Below are 12,785 nucleotides of genomic sequence, written 5' to 3'. Positions count from 1 at the left end.
TCAAGCAGTGGCGCGGTGTTGCGACCCGCTACGACAAATATGCCCTGACCTACCTCGGCGGTGTCTTGTTGGCCTGCGCCGTCATCCACTCCCGCGTGGGAACTCTCAAATTGGGAGACACGCCCTAGTCGGCGGGCGGTCTCGTCCAACTCACCGCCGTATCCGGAACTCCCGACGATCACCACGGGGTACTGCTCTGCGATAGCCGGCACTGCTTCGAAGAATTGCGAGACGGTGTTCTCGGGCACGAATCGCGTTACTACCAAAACGTATCCACGATGTGTCAGCCCCTCTGGAACCGGTAGCTCAGGCGTGATGTCACCGCCGTAGGGAATGAACGTCCCGTCGGCATCAAAGGTCTCTTTCCAGTACCTAGCGATCCGTCGTGCGTCGAAAACGAGTCCGTCCGCCCACTGCGCGGTACATTCGGCAGCTTGTCGAAAGACGCGCTTGGCCAGGGGGCTCCATTTGTCGCGTTCCCATTCGAGCCCGTCGACATTCACCAGCGTCGGGATTCCGCGTGCCCGCAAGATCGGAAGAAAGTACCCGTTTGCACAATTCATGATCAATGCGACGTCCGGCTTGCGAACCGCAGCGTCCAACGCAGCCGTCAGGCCGTGCGACAGCGTACTCAGTTTCTGGGTCTCCACGCCCCAGCTGATCCTCCGCTTGATGCGCGGATCCAAGGAAGGGTCGTCTGGTTTTGTGGTGCCGCGCCGGCCATAGACCGTGACTTCCCATCCCATATCTGCTAAATCAGGCGCAAGTTTTCGGACGGCCGTCTCAAATCCCCCGTAATAACTGGGGTATCCACGCGTTCCGATTATTGCTACTGAAGACATCAGGCCCCCGATCCAGACCGAATACCTAGCACCGCTAAACGGGTCTCTAATGCACTACTCATGGAACTCACACAGGGGCCCGCTACGAGAGAGATGCTACGACCGCAACGGAGCCTCAGGAAGCTCTTTTGCGAAGTTTTTTGCTAAAACGTCAATATGCTGATATTGCACATTGTTAGCCCGATTTATCATTTCGCCGAATAGCAACTAGCGGGAAATGGGCATGCCGGAATCACGACCACCACAGCCGTCACCACAGCAAGGCCGCCTAAATTACCTACACGTCAAATAACTGCTGGTCACAGGTTTGCACCCGCGTTGCGACCATCTACGTCGGGCGACTCGCCACGCTCCACCGGGTCAAGCCTTGAGCTGCCCGTTCCTCTTGCCAGCAACGTCTCGATGCGTGTCATTGATCTGACAACGATGGGGGTCCATCCCAGGCCGCCAACGCGAGGTAGGAGTGAAAACCACCGCTGACGCGGTCGATAGCCCGGCGTGGAAGCATCGCCACCTCTACGTCCCCTGTGGTCGGACGCCGGCCCTGGAATCCGCAGTCCCCGCCGCCGCGCACATCAATGGGTCGGACATGCGCGCCTCAACAGGCCGAGTGGGGTCCCTGTCGTGCGTGAAAGGCGGACGGCTCGCCTGGAATCAGTGCTGGCGTGCGGGGCGTTGAGGGCCGTCGATTGGAATGCTGTCCTTCGCCTTCAGGAACGGGCTCTCGATGAACCGCCAGGACAGAATCGCGGCGACAAATGTCAGAGGGACCCCAATTATGCCGAGCGGAACCGGTTCAACGATACCCAAGCGAAACCGAAGAATCATGTATATCGGGTAATGCCAAATATAGAGCCCGTAGCAGATGCGACCAAAGAAGACAAATGGCTGACACCGAAATACGAAATGGGGAATCGTCTGCTCCGGGAGTACCAATGCGGTTATCAAACATGTCGAAGCCAAGGTGAAAAATAATGTAATACCGCCATACATGGCCCGATTATGTTGATCCATCGTGAATCCCCCGAAGATCAATGCCACGAGGGACGGTGCTGCCAACAACTTCGCGACGCGCTGAAGCGCAGTGCTTTGACGTACCCCGGGAATTGCCATCGCGACTCCCAACGCGCAGCCGATCAGCAGCGCGTCGCCGCGCATATCGGTTCCGTTGAACAGGCGAGCTTCGGATGCGCCGTGGAAGGTGAGCCAACTACGCCAGCTTGCGAATCCGAGTGCCAGCAGCATTATGACTGCGACGAGACGCATCCGAAGCCCGATGGCCTTCAGCAACAGCGTGAGGACGACAGGCCACAGCAGATAGAACTGCTCTTCCACCGCCAGCGACCACGTGTGACCGAGGTACTCGGGCATCGGAACCTCGAAGGCCCTGGTCCAGTTAGATATGTAGGTAGCCGCGACCGCGGCCTGGGTTAGTTGGCCGCGGAAGTCGTAGAGAATCAGGTACGCGACAACGGCAAAGGCGCAGATCATCGCGTAGTTCGCGGGAAAGAGTCGAAAGACGCGCCGAAGGTAAAAGGTGCGGAATCCGACGCTTCCCGTCTTTGTCCACCGCTTCAGCAGCAACGAAGTGATCAGATACGCGCTCATCACAAAGAACATGTCCATGTACAGGAATGCGCCTGGGCACCAACTGATATCGAGGTGGGCCGCCAGAACGCAAAGCGTGGCCGTCCCCCGCAGGCCGTCAAGTCCGGGGTTGTAGCCGAGTGGATAACGGCTTGGATCGTAACGAAGCCATTCAGGAAGCAATGTCATTCGCCCCTCCGCCAATGGCGAGGGATCAGCGAAAGAGGCGTACGCACGTCGACACCCTCGGGCCTCCGATCAACGCCCTAAGGCACTCACCGCGGAACGCGGCCGGCTCGATTCCCGGTCCAACAGGTCGAGCAGGTACCAGCCGTAGCCGGACTTCACCTGACACTCGGCGCACTCCCGGAGCTCGTCATCGGTGAGAAATCCCTGTCGCCACGCAACCTCTTCTGGAACACCAATTTTCAACCCACTGCGCCGCTCCATGGTGCGGACGAAGTCGGCTGCGTCGGTCATGCTGTCGACCGTGCCGGTGTCGAGCCAGACTGTGCCGCGAGGCAGCACCTGAACGTGCAGCCGGCCCTGCTCCAGGTACCGACGGTTGACATCGGTGATCTCGTACTCGCCCCGCTGGCTCGGCTGCAGATTGCGCGCAACCTCGACGACATCGTTGTCATAGAAATACAGGCCGGGGACTGCGAAATTACTCTTGGCGATCTTGGGCTTTTCTTCCAGCGATACCGCTAGGCCCGCTTCGTCGAATTCGATGACGCCATATTGACTGGGCTCGGCCACCCGATAGGCGAAAATTGCCCCGCCGTCGACGTCGTTGAAGGTCTGCAGTTGCGTGCCCAGACCTGGGCCGTACAACAGATTGTCGCCCAGTATCAGGGCGACTTTCCCGGACCCGATGAAATCTGCGCCGATGGAGAACGCCTGCGCCAGCCCATCTGGCGAAGGCTGTTGCGCATAGGTGATCGATGCTCCGAACTGCGACCCGTCCCCCAACAGGCGTTCAAAGCTCGGCGCATCGAAGGGCGTCGTGATGACGAGAATGTCCTGAATCCGCGCCAAGAGCAGCGTCGACAGCGGGTAATAGACCATCGGCTTGTCGTAAACCGGAATCAACTGCTTGGACACGCCCAGGGTGATCGGGTGCAGCCTGGTGCCCGACCCGCCCGCTAGGATGATGCCCTTCACGGGCCTATCGTGGCACGCGCAGATGGCGCATATATGGGTTATTGACGTTTGCGTTAGAGCTGTCTAGGAGGTCTGCTTGCGCATCCTCTTCGTCTGCACCGGCAACATCTGCAGATCGCCCACCGCAGAACGACTTTCAGCGGGAATCGCCGCGCAGACGGGGATCCCCGACTTCACAGCGTCCAGCGCAGGAATCCACGCCGTGATCGGACATCCGGTCCATCGACTCGCCGCCGAGGTCCTGATCGCACTCGGTGGCGACCCCACCAACTTCGCTGCGCGGCAACTGACTCCGCGAATCGCCGCCGATGCGGACCTTGTTCTGACGATGACCGCGGCACAGCGCACTGCCGTACTCGAACTCGCGCCGCGTCAGTTTCGAAAGACCTTCACACTCGGCGAAGCCTCCCTGTTGGCTGCGACGTACGGCGCGCACACGGTGGCCGACCTCGCGCCGCTACGCCTCCACCTGCCCGAACATCAACCGGTGGAAATCGCTGATCCGATCGGCCAGGACCTCGCCGCCTTCGAGGCGGTCGGCGAGCAGATCGCCGCGCTGTTGCCGCCCGTCCTCACCCTGCGCCCCTAGACCGGTCAGGCCCAGCGGGTCGCTTCGACCTCGGCCTGCAGCGGCGCGTGCAGCGGCACATCCAGCCCGTCGTAGATGCCCGGCTTCTGGGTGGCGAGCCACTCGATCGCGCCGAGCAGCCGGTTGGCCGCGGTGGTGTTGCCGCCGTCGGCCCGGGTACCGCCAGGAACGTCGGCGCGCACCACGATGGTCAGCTGCGGATCGCCGTCGATGATCACCCGGTGGTCGCCCACGCCCTCGTCGGGCTGCGGCCAATCCGGCGCGCAGGACGGGTCGATGCGGGTGATGTGTTCGATGATCACGCGCTGCACACCCCGCGACCACCCGATGACCTCCAGCCGGAAGGCGCCCTGGGTGCCGGCCTCGAATCGGCCCATGACGTTCTCGACGGCCTCGGTCAGCGGCAGCCGCTCACAGGTCTCGGTGATGTCGTCGATCTCGATGCCGAGCCCGCGGCCGATGAGCCGGACGTTGCCGCCCCACACCATGGTCGGAATGGTCGGGATCAGCATCAGCGGCGTCTCATCCATCGAGCCACCGAAACCGCAGCGCACCCGCACCGCTTCGGGCTGGTTGTAGGTCGAGTAGTCGAAGATCTCCTGGCACCTGATGGTCTTGATCCGGGTACACAAGCCGGCTGCCGTCACGGCGAGCGCGTCGTTGCCCCACCCGGGATCGACCCCCGACACCAGTAATGAGGCGTTGCCCGCCTCGGCGGCGTCGGAGAGTCGCTCAACCCACTCAGCCGGCGCCGAGGCCGGGTCATATAGGGAGTACAGCGACGGCGTCACGACATGCTTGCCGGCCCGCAGACAGCGCTCGATCTCGGCGATGGCCTCCTCCGGGCGGATATCTCCGGAAGACATATAGGCCACCGCATCGCAGTCAGCCAGGGCCGCGTCGATGTCGGTGGTGGCGACCTTGCCGGTCAGGGTGTCCAGGTTGGCGAACGTCGCCGCGTCGCGACCGGCCTTTTCCTCGCTCGATGTGATGACCGACGCCAGCTCGAGCCCAGGGAACGCCACCGCCGATCGGATCGCCGTGGCCCCCATATTTCCTGTTCCCCACACCACAATTCGACGCATTTGTGCACCGTACTTCACCCCCGAGTGACGATCCTCACACACTCCGAAAAACGCAGGTCGCGGTGTTTTTGACGGTCGGGATGGGGCTCCTATCAACTACTGGGTTGGTCCTTGCTCACAAATTGCCCACAAGTGCTTTGCGAAGAAGTTACCCGGCGGTATAGTTAGGCGCAGTTACTGGTGGGTAACTTAGCCCTGAGTACCCAACCGACAGTTCCATCTCATCGAGGAGAAATCGTGGGCCACTACAAGAGCAACGTCCGTGACCAGGTGTTCAACCTGTTCGAGGTCTTCGGCGTAGACAAGGCGATGGGTGACGGCAAGTTCGCCGACCTGGATGCCGACACCGCCGGGGAAATGCTCAACGAGATCGCGCGCCTCGCAGAAGGCCCGATCGCCGATTCGTTCGCCGACGGCGACCGCAACCCGCCGGTCTTCGACCCCGCGACCCACACCGTCACCCTGCCCGCGCCCTTCAAGAAGTCGATGCGCGCACTGCTCGACGGCGGCTGGGACAAGGTCGGTCTGAAGGAAGAGCTCGGCGGCATGCCGATGCCCCGCGCACTGCAGTGGGCGCTCATCGAGCACGTCCTCGGCGCCAACCCGGCCGCCTACATGTACGCCATGGGCTCGGGCATGTGCGAAATCTTCTACAACAACGGCACCGACGAGCAGAAGAAGTGGGCCGTCCTCGCTGCCGAGCGCGGCTGGGGCGCCACCATGGTGCTGACCGAGCCCGACGCCGGCTCTGACGTTGGCGCCGGCCGCACCAAGGCCACCCAGCAGGCCGACGGCACCTGGCACATCGACGGTGTGAAGCGATTCATCACCTCGGCCGACTCGGACGACCTGTTCGAAAACATCATGCACCTGGTGCTGGCCCGCCCCGAGGGCGCCGGACCGGGCACCAAGGGTCTGTCGCTGTTCTTCGTGCCGAAGTTCCACTTCGACCCCGAGACCGGTGAGCCCGGCGAGCGCAACGGTGCCTTCGTCACCAACGTCGAGCACAAGATGGGTCTGAAGGTTTCGGCCACCTGTGAGCTGACGCTCGGCCAGCACGGCACCCCCGCCGTCGGTTGGCTCGTCGGTGAGGTGCACAACGGCATCGCGCAGATGTTCGACGTCATCGAGCAGGCCCGCATGATGGTCGGCACCAAGGCCATCGCGACCCTGTCGACCGGCTACCTGAACGCTCTCGAGTACGCCAAGACCCGCATCCAGGGCGCCGACCTGACCCAGATGATGGACAAGACGGCCCCGCGCGTCTCGATCATGCACCACCCGGACGTTCGCCGGGCGCTGCTGACCCAGAAGTCCTACGCCGAGGGCCTGCGCGCCGTGTACCTGTACACCGCGTCGTTCCAGGACCCCGAGGTCGCCAAGGCCGTCCACGGTGTGGACGGCGAGCTGGCCTTCAAGGTCAACGACCTGATGCTCCCGATCGTCAAGGGCGTTGGTTCGGAGCGGGCCTACGAGAAGCTGACCGAGTCGCTGCAGACCTTCGGTGGTTCCGGCTTCCTGCAGGACTACCCGGTCGAGCAGTACATCCGTGACGCCAAGATCGACTCGCTGTACGAAGGCACCACCGCCATCCAGGCGCAGGACTTCTTCTTCCGCAAGATCATCCGCGACAAGGGCCAGGCCCTGGCGTTCGTCGCCGGCGAGATCGAGTCGCTGATCAAGAACCAGGACGGCAACGGCCGCCTGAAGGCCGAGCGCGAGCTGCTGGCCACCGCCCTGGGCGACGTCCAGGGCATGGCCGCCACCCTGACCGGCTACCTGATGGCCGCTCAGGAAGACCCGAAGGCCATCTACAAGGTTGGTCTGGGCTCGGTCCGCTTCCTGCTCTCGGTCGGCGACCTGGTCATCGGCTGGCTGCTGCTCAAGCAGGCTGCTGTCGCCATCAAGGCGCTGGACAACGGCGCCACCGGCGAGGACCGCGCGTTCTACGAGGGCAAGATCGCGTCCGCATCGTTCTTCGCCAAGAACATGCTGCCGCTGCTCACCAGCGTCCGCACCGTCGTCGAGTCCATCGACAACGAGACCATGGAGCTGGACGAAGCGTCCTTCTGATCCGTGTCAAAGTGAACGGCCCCCGCTTCGGCGGGGGCCGTTTTCTTTTGCGTTGACTCCGCGCTGAGGGCGCATTTGTGCAAGTGGCGCTGTGCGTGGGCGCAGAGTCAGCTCGAGCTAATCGGGGAGGCGCTGGCTGATCTCGAAGGCCAGGCACAGCTCGGCGACGTCGCGGGGACGGGACAGGGACCGTCCCGTCCGCTCCTCGATGCGGTGCAGCCGGTGCCGAATGGTGTTGGGGTGGCAGAAGATTGCGGCGGCGGCCTCGTTGGCCGAACCGCCCGCGTCCAGCCAGGCCTGAAACGTCTGGGAGAGGACGGCCCGCTCCTCGGCCGGCAGCTCGCGGAGCCCGCCCAAGACCGATTCTTCGATGCGGTTCATCACTTCTGGCGCGCTGACGGCGGCGAACGCCAGCGGGGCGTCGTCGAACGCACTCACCCAACCGTCGCGCCCCGGCTTGCCCGTCACTGCCAGCCGGGCCAGCCGCAGGCCCTCGCCGGTCGCCGCCAGACTCGTGAACGCCGGACTCAAGCCGACCCGCGCCGTCGCGATCTTGCGCAGCACCTCGACCAGCACGCCGTACGTGGCGTCCTGCCGCAGGTGCACGACACCGACCTGCAGGTCGGGCAGCAGGCGCCAGGCGGACCGGATGTCGCGGGCCGCGAGCTTGCTCGTGATCTCGGGCAACCCCAGCTTGCCGATCGCCGGAATCTCTGCTGCCGCAACCACATACGGGCCCGCTGTCGGCAGGCCCAGCAGATCGGCTGCCTCCCACAGGCTTTGGTTGTCGGTGATGCGGCCGAGCAGCACCGCCTCCACCAGAGCCGAACGCTCCTCTTCCCGGTCCACGATCTGGCTGGTGAGCTGTTCCCGGTAGGCGCCGGTCATCGCTTGAGTGAACTCGTCCTGGCTGAGGAAGATGCGCGCGCTGGCCTCCAAGATGGACTCGGTCGGAATGCCCGCCTCCCGCGCGGCGGCGACGCTGCTCTCCCACATGTACCGGAAACCGATGCGGTAGGCCGTCATCACCGCCGCCAGCGGAATGCCCTCGACGGCCCGCTGCCGGCCGGTCGCTTCCGCCGGCGACAGGTCCGCCTCGCCGTCATTACAGAGCGTGTGGAACACGAAAGTCATGTTGGCGACACAACTTTCGCGCACATTGTCGCGGGCTGACGGCGTCGCCCGGTAGCCGTCGATCCGGCTATAGATGCGGTCGGCCAGTTGCTCACCGAGAGCTTCCACCCGGATGAGCATGATCCGGCTGAGTTCCAGCATGTCCTCGTCGACCCCGGCCATCAGCCAACCTTAGGTGAGGTGCCGATTGTGGTCGGTCACATTCAGCGGTGGCCACTGTTGTTCCCGCCACCATCGCCTCTGGGGCCGCGCGGAATCACGCTTGAATGCATGACCAACCTGAGCCAGAACCTCGTCGCGAGCCGGACCCGTCGTCCCGACCACGTCGCCCTCCGCTGCGACGACCAGACGTACACGTACGCCGAGTTCGACAACGCTGCCGCCCGCGTCGCCACGCTGCTGCAGCAGGCCGGCATCGAGCCCGGTGACCGCGTCGGCGTCATGCTGCCGAACGGGCCGGCGTTCGCCGCGGCGTTCTACGGGATTCTGTACGCCGGCGCCGTCGCGGTGCCGATGAACCCGCTGCTCAAGGCCCCGGAAATCGAGTTCTACCTGTCCAATACGACGGCCAAGGCGCTGTTCGCGCCGCCGGCCTTCGCCGGTGAAGCGCAGGCGGGTGCCGAGGCAGCGGGCGCGGGCTGCTGGGTGGTCGACGACGCCGGGTTGGCGGCGCTGATCGCGGACCTGCCCGCACAAGCCGCGCCGGTCGAGCGCGCCGACGACGACACCGCCGTCGTCCTGCACACCTCCGGCACGACGGGCAAGCCCAAGGGCGCCGAGCTCACCCACGGTGGCCTCGGCCGCAACGCCGACGTGTGCGTGCGGACGCTGCTGGGCATCGGGCCCGACGACGTGGTGATGGGCTGCCTGCCGCTGTTCCACGTGTTCGGCCTGACGTGCGGCCTGAACTCGGCGGTGCTGGCCGGGGCGACCCTGAGCCTGCTGCCCCGCTTCGATGCGGTCAAGGCCCTGCAGCTGGTCGAGCGGGACGGCGTGACGATCTTCGAAGGCGTGCCAACGATGTACTCGGCGCTGCTCGCGGCCGCCGGCTCGGCTTCGACGGACACGTTGCGGATCGCCGTCTCGGGCGGCGCGGCGATTCCGGTCCAGGTGCTGCAGGACTTCGAGAAGACCTTCGACTGCCCGGTGCTGGAGGGCTACGGCCTGTCCGAGACCTCGCCGGTGGCGGCGTTCAACCACCCGGACCGCCCCCGCAAGCCCGGCTCGATCGGCACGCCCGTCGAGGGCGTCGAGATGCGCGTGGTCGATAACGACGGCGCCGAGGTGGTGCAGGGCGAACCCGGCGAAATCCAGATCCGCGGCCACAACGTGATGAAGGGCTACTGGAACCTGCCCGACGCCACGGCCGAAGCGATCAACGCCGACGGCTGGTTCGCCACCGGTGACATCGCCCGAACCGACGAGGACGGCTACTACTACATCGTCGACCGCAAGAAGGCGCTCATCATCCGCGGCGGTTTCAACGTCTACCCGCGCGAGATCGAAGAGGTGCTCTACACCCACCCGGCGGTCGCCGAGGCGGCTGTGGTGGGCATCCCGCACGACTCGCTCGGCGAGGAAGTCGGCGCCGCCGTCAGCCTCAAGCCCGGCGTCGAGGTCGCTGCCGACGAACTCCGCGAGTTCGTCAAGAACCAGGTGGCCGCCTACAAGTACCCGCGACGCATCTGGTTCCTCGACGACCTGCCCAAGGGCCCGACCGGGAAGCTCCTCCGTCGCGAAATCACCATCCCGACAACGGAAAGCGACAACTGAGATGGCAACCCTGCACCCCGATGAACTGGCCGCACCACTGGACCTGCTGCTGACCAGCGCCACCAAGCCGTTCGCGCGCCGGATGCTGCCCGATCAGGCCTGGGCCCGGATGGCCGTCAGCCTGGCCAAGCAGCCCGGCACCGTGCTCGACCGCGGCAAGGAACTGGCACGTGAGCTCGGCAGCATCGCCAGCGGCGACTGCGACCGGTCCCCGCAGCGTGCCGACAAGCGATTCAGTGACCCTGCGTGGCAACAGAATCCGGTGCTGCACCGCATCATGCAGAGTTACCTGGCCGCATCAGACACTGCCGAGAAGCTGTTCTCCGACGCCGACCTGGACTGGCGCGACGAAGCGCGGATGCGGTTCGTCTTCGACAATGCCATCGAGGGCCTGGCGCCCACCAACAACCCGTTGATCAGCCCGCTGGGCTGGAAGGCGATGATCGACACCGGCGGACTCAGCGCCGTCCGTGGTCTGAAAGCTTTTGCCCGCGACATCATGTCGTCACCGCGGGTGCCGGCCATGGTCGAGCCGGACGCCTACACCGTCGGCGAGACCGTAGCCGTCACCAAAGGTGCGGTGGTGCTGCAGACCCGCATGTTCGAGCTCATCCAGTACGCACCTCAGACCCCGACGGTGCACACCGTGCCACTGCTGATGGTGCCACCGGTGATCAACAAGTACTACATCATGGACATCGCGCCCGGACGCAGCATGATCGAGTACTTCGTGCAGCAGGGGCAGCAGGTGTTCGCGATATCGTGGCGCAATCCACAAGCCCGGCACAAGGATTGGGACATCAATGCCTACGGCGCGGCGATCATCGAGGCCATCGACGCGGTGCGGACCATCACCGGCGCGGCCGGCACCCACCTGATGGCGAGCTGCTCCGGCGGCATCATCACCGCCATGACCGCGGCCCATCTGGCCGAGACCGGCGACGACGACAAGGTCGCGAGCCTCACCCTCGCGGTGACGGTGCTGGATCAGGATCGGGCCGGATTCGCTTCTGCCGCAATGAGTGACCGCGCCGCTCAGGCTGCGATCGCCACGTCGGCTCGCAAGGGTTACCTGGACGGCAAGGCCATGGCCGAGATGTTCGCCTGGCTGCGTCCGACCGATCTGGTGTGGCGGTACTGGGTGAACAACTACGTGCAGGGCCGCAGCCCGGCAGCATTCGACGTGCTGTTCTGGAACGCCGACACCACCCGCATGGCGGCCGCGCTGCACCGCGACATGGTGTTGATGGGCATGAACAACTCGCTGGTCACCCCGGGCACGATCAGCATGCTCGGCACGCCCGTCGACCTGTCGAGGATCACCTGCGACGCGTACGTCATCGGCGGCATCGCCGACCACATCTCACCATGGCAGGCGACCTACCGCAGCGCGAAGTTGTTGGGCAGCAAGGACAACCGCTACGTGCTGTCCACCAGCGGCCACATCGCGGCGCTGGTCAACCCACCGGGCAACCCGAAGGCGTCGTACCGGATTGCCCAGGTGCAGGACGGAACGCCCGAGGAATGGCTGACCGAAGCCGAAAAGTCCAGTGACTCTTGGTGGCCCGACTACGTCGCGTGGCTGGCCGAGCGCAGCGGCGACGACGTCGACGCACCGACGACGCTGGGCGCCGAGGGCTTCGTCGCCACCGGTCCGGCGCCCGGCACGTACGTGCTGCAGAAATGACCACCACGGAGCGGTATGTGTCGGTCGGGGGCCAGCGGCTGCGGGTCCGGGTCGACCGAGGCACTGACCCCAACGCGGTCCCACTGGTGCTGTGCAACGGCATCGGCGCCAGCCTCGAGGTACTCGACCCCTTCGTCGAACACCTGCCGGGCACCACGGTGATCCGGTTCGATGTGCCCGGGACCGGAGGGTCACCAACGTCGTTCGCGCCCTATGGCTTTCCTTACCTGGCCTGGGTGCTGGGCCGCATGCTCAACAAGCTGGGGTTCACGGTCGTCGACATCCTCGGCCTGTCCTGGGGCGGGGCGCTGGCCCAGCAGTTCGCGTTCCAGAACCCGAGGCGCTGCCGACGGCTGGTGTTGATCGCGACCGGAACCGGCGCCGTGATGATCCCCGGACACCCGCGGGTCCTGGCGAAAATGGTTACGCCGAAACGGTTCTCGAATGCCGGCTATGCGGCCTCGATCGCCGGGGAACTCTATGGCGGCACCGTTCGCCAGCGTGGCGACGACATCGCCAAGCTGTTCCTGCAGCAGCTGCATGCCGGTTCAAAGATCGGTTACCTGCACCAGTTGTTGGCCGGCGCGGTGTGGACGAGCATCCACGCGCTGCCCGCGGTCCGTCAGGAAACCCTGATCGTGGCCGGCACCGACGACCCGATCATCCCCGTGGCCAACGCGCGGATCATGAATTTTCTGATGCCGCACTCGCAGCTGCATCTGCATTCCGGCGGGCACGTCGATCTCATCACCAACGCCACCGAGTTGGCGCCGGTGATCGCCGCGTTCCTCAGCGAGCCCGGGGCACGCCCCTAACCGCCGGCTGGCCACTTATCGCACGCGTTTCACGAG

Annotated in this window: 9 protein-coding genes and 2 pseudogenes; 6 read left to right on the top strand and 5 right to left on the bottom strand. The window is 64.8% G+C overall.

From position 1 onward, the window contains the following. Nucleotides 1–128 (top strand): annotated as a pseudogene (locus tag TL10_RS30615) (IS5 family transposase); the annotation flags it as partial. Between the two features lie 249 nt (nucleotides 129–377). On the opposite strand, the pseudogene TL10_RS31685 reads toward TL10_RS30615, so the two are convergent. From TL10_RS31685 to rfbA, 3 genes and pseudogenes are all read right to left on the bottom strand, one after another. After that, nucleotides 378–746 (bottom strand): annotated as a pseudogene (locus tag TL10_RS31685) (DUF1972 domain-containing protein); the annotation flags it as partial. Between the two features lie 750 nt (nucleotides 747–1,496). Next, nucleotides 1,497–2,618: an acyltransferase family protein gene (locus tag TL10_RS10855; protein ID WP_082067917.1), complete on the bottom strand. Its 1,122-nt coding sequence runs from the start codon at nucleotides 2,616–2,618 to the stop codon at nucleotides 1,497–1,499. 69 nt (nucleotides 2,619–2,687) lie between these two features. Then, nucleotides 2,688–3,593, bottom strand: coding sequence for a glucose-1-phosphate thymidylyltransferase RfbA (gene rfbA / locus TL10_RS10850; protein WP_043985648.1), 906 nt, complete (start codon nucleotides 3,591–3,593; stop codon nucleotides 2,688–2,690). A gap of 76 nt (nucleotides 3,594–3,669) precedes the next feature. On the opposite strand from rfbA, the gene TL10_RS10845 reads away from it, so the two are divergent. Continuing rightward, nucleotides 3,670–4,182 carry an arsenate reductase/protein-tyrosine-phosphatase family protein gene (locus tag TL10_RS10845; RefSeq protein ID WP_043985647.1) on the top strand — a complete coding sequence of 171 codons (513 nt, stop codon included), beginning with the start codon at nucleotides 3,670–3,672 and terminating at the stop codon, nucleotides 4,180–4,182. A 5-nt stretch (nucleotides 4,183–4,187) separates the two neighbouring features. On the opposite strand, the gene TL10_RS10840 is transcribed toward TL10_RS10845, so the two are convergent. Beyond that, on the bottom strand, nucleotides 4,188–5,267 hold the full coding sequence (locus TL10_RS10840) for an NAD(P)H-dependent amine dehydrogenase family protein (RefSeq protein ID WP_043985646.1): 1,080 nt from the start codon (nucleotides 5,265–5,267) through the stop codon (nucleotides 4,188–4,190). Nucleotides 5,268–5,504: 237 nt separating this feature from the next. Here TL10_RS10840 and TL10_RS10835 point away from each other — a divergent pair, with 237 nt between their 5' ends. Further along, nucleotides 5,505–7,340 (top strand): acyl-CoA dehydrogenase, encoded by a 1,836-nt coding sequence (locus TL10_RS10835; RefSeq protein ID WP_043985645.1) that lies wholly within the window; start codon nucleotides 5,505–5,507, stop codon nucleotides 7,338–7,340. Nucleotides 7,341–7,457: 117 nt separating this feature from the next. Here TL10_RS10835 and TL10_RS10830 read toward each other — a convergent pair whose 3' ends face one another. Next, complete coding sequence (locus TL10_RS10830; protein ID WP_043985644.1) at nucleotides 7,458–8,636, bottom strand: PucR family transcriptional regulator; 1,179 nt, start codon at nucleotides 8,634–8,636, stop codon at nucleotides 7,458–7,460. Nucleotides 8,637–8,744: 108 nt separating this feature from the next. Here TL10_RS10830 and TL10_RS10825 point away from each other — a divergent pair, with 108 nt between their 5' ends. The 3 genes from TL10_RS10825 to phaZ are packed head-to-tail and all read left to right on the top strand — an operon-like array spanning nucleotide 8,745 to nucleotide 12,749. Continuing rightward, entirely contained in the window at nucleotides 8,745–10,247 is a 1,503-nt protein-coding gene (locus TL10_RS10825; protein WP_043985643.1) for a long-chain-fatty-acid--CoA ligase, read from the top strand. Nucleotide 10,248: 1 nt separating this feature from the next. After that, nucleotides 10,249–11,934, top strand: coding sequence for a PHA/PHB synthase family protein (locus TL10_RS10820; RefSeq protein WP_043985642.1), 1,686 nt, complete (start codon nucleotides 10,249–10,251; stop codon nucleotides 11,932–11,934). After that, nucleotides 11,931–12,749, top strand: a complete 819-nt coding sequence (gene phaZ / locus TL10_RS10815) for a poly(3-hydroxyalkanoate) depolymerase (RefSeq protein ID WP_043985641.1) — start codon at nucleotides 11,931–11,933, stop codon at nucleotides 12,747–12,749. The genes TL10_RS10820 and phaZ overlap by 4 nt, the downstream gene beginning before the upstream one ends. Nucleotides 12,750–12,785 lie beyond the last annotated feature (36 nt).

This window comes from Mycolicibacterium llatzerense, from assembly GCF_000878195.1.
Lineage (GTDB): Bacteria > Actinomycetota > Actinomycetes > Mycobacteriales > Mycobacteriaceae > Mycobacterium > Mycobacterium llatzerense.
This window is presented reverse-complemented; position numbering and strand designations above follow the sequence as displayed.

What these genes read in the sequence shown, in the direction of transcription:
- TL10_RS10855 (WP_082067917.1), bottom strand. Translation starts at nt 2,618, where the DNA reads ATGACATTGCTTCCTGAATGGCTTCGTTACGATCCAAGCCGTTATCCA.
- phaZ (WP_043985641.1), top strand. Translation starts at nt 11,931, where the DNA reads ATGACCACCACGGAGCGGTATGTGTCGGTCGGGGGCCAGCGGCTGCGG.
- TL10_RS10820 (WP_043985642.1), top strand. Translation starts at nt 10,249, where the DNA reads ATGGCAACCCTGCACCCCGATGAACTGGCCGCACCACTGGACCTGCTG.
- TL10_RS10840 (WP_043985646.1), bottom strand. Translation starts at nt 5,267, where the DNA reads ATGCGTCGAATTGTGGTGTGGGGAACAGGAAATATGGGGGCCACGGCG.
- TL10_RS10825 (WP_043985643.1), top strand. Translation starts at nt 8,745, where the DNA reads ATGACCAACCTGAGCCAGAACCTCGTCGCGAGCCGGACCCGTCGTCCC.
- TL10_RS10830 (WP_043985644.1), bottom strand. Translation starts at nt 8,636, where the DNA reads ATGGCCGGGGTCGACGAGGACATGCTGGAACTCAGCCGGATCATGCTC.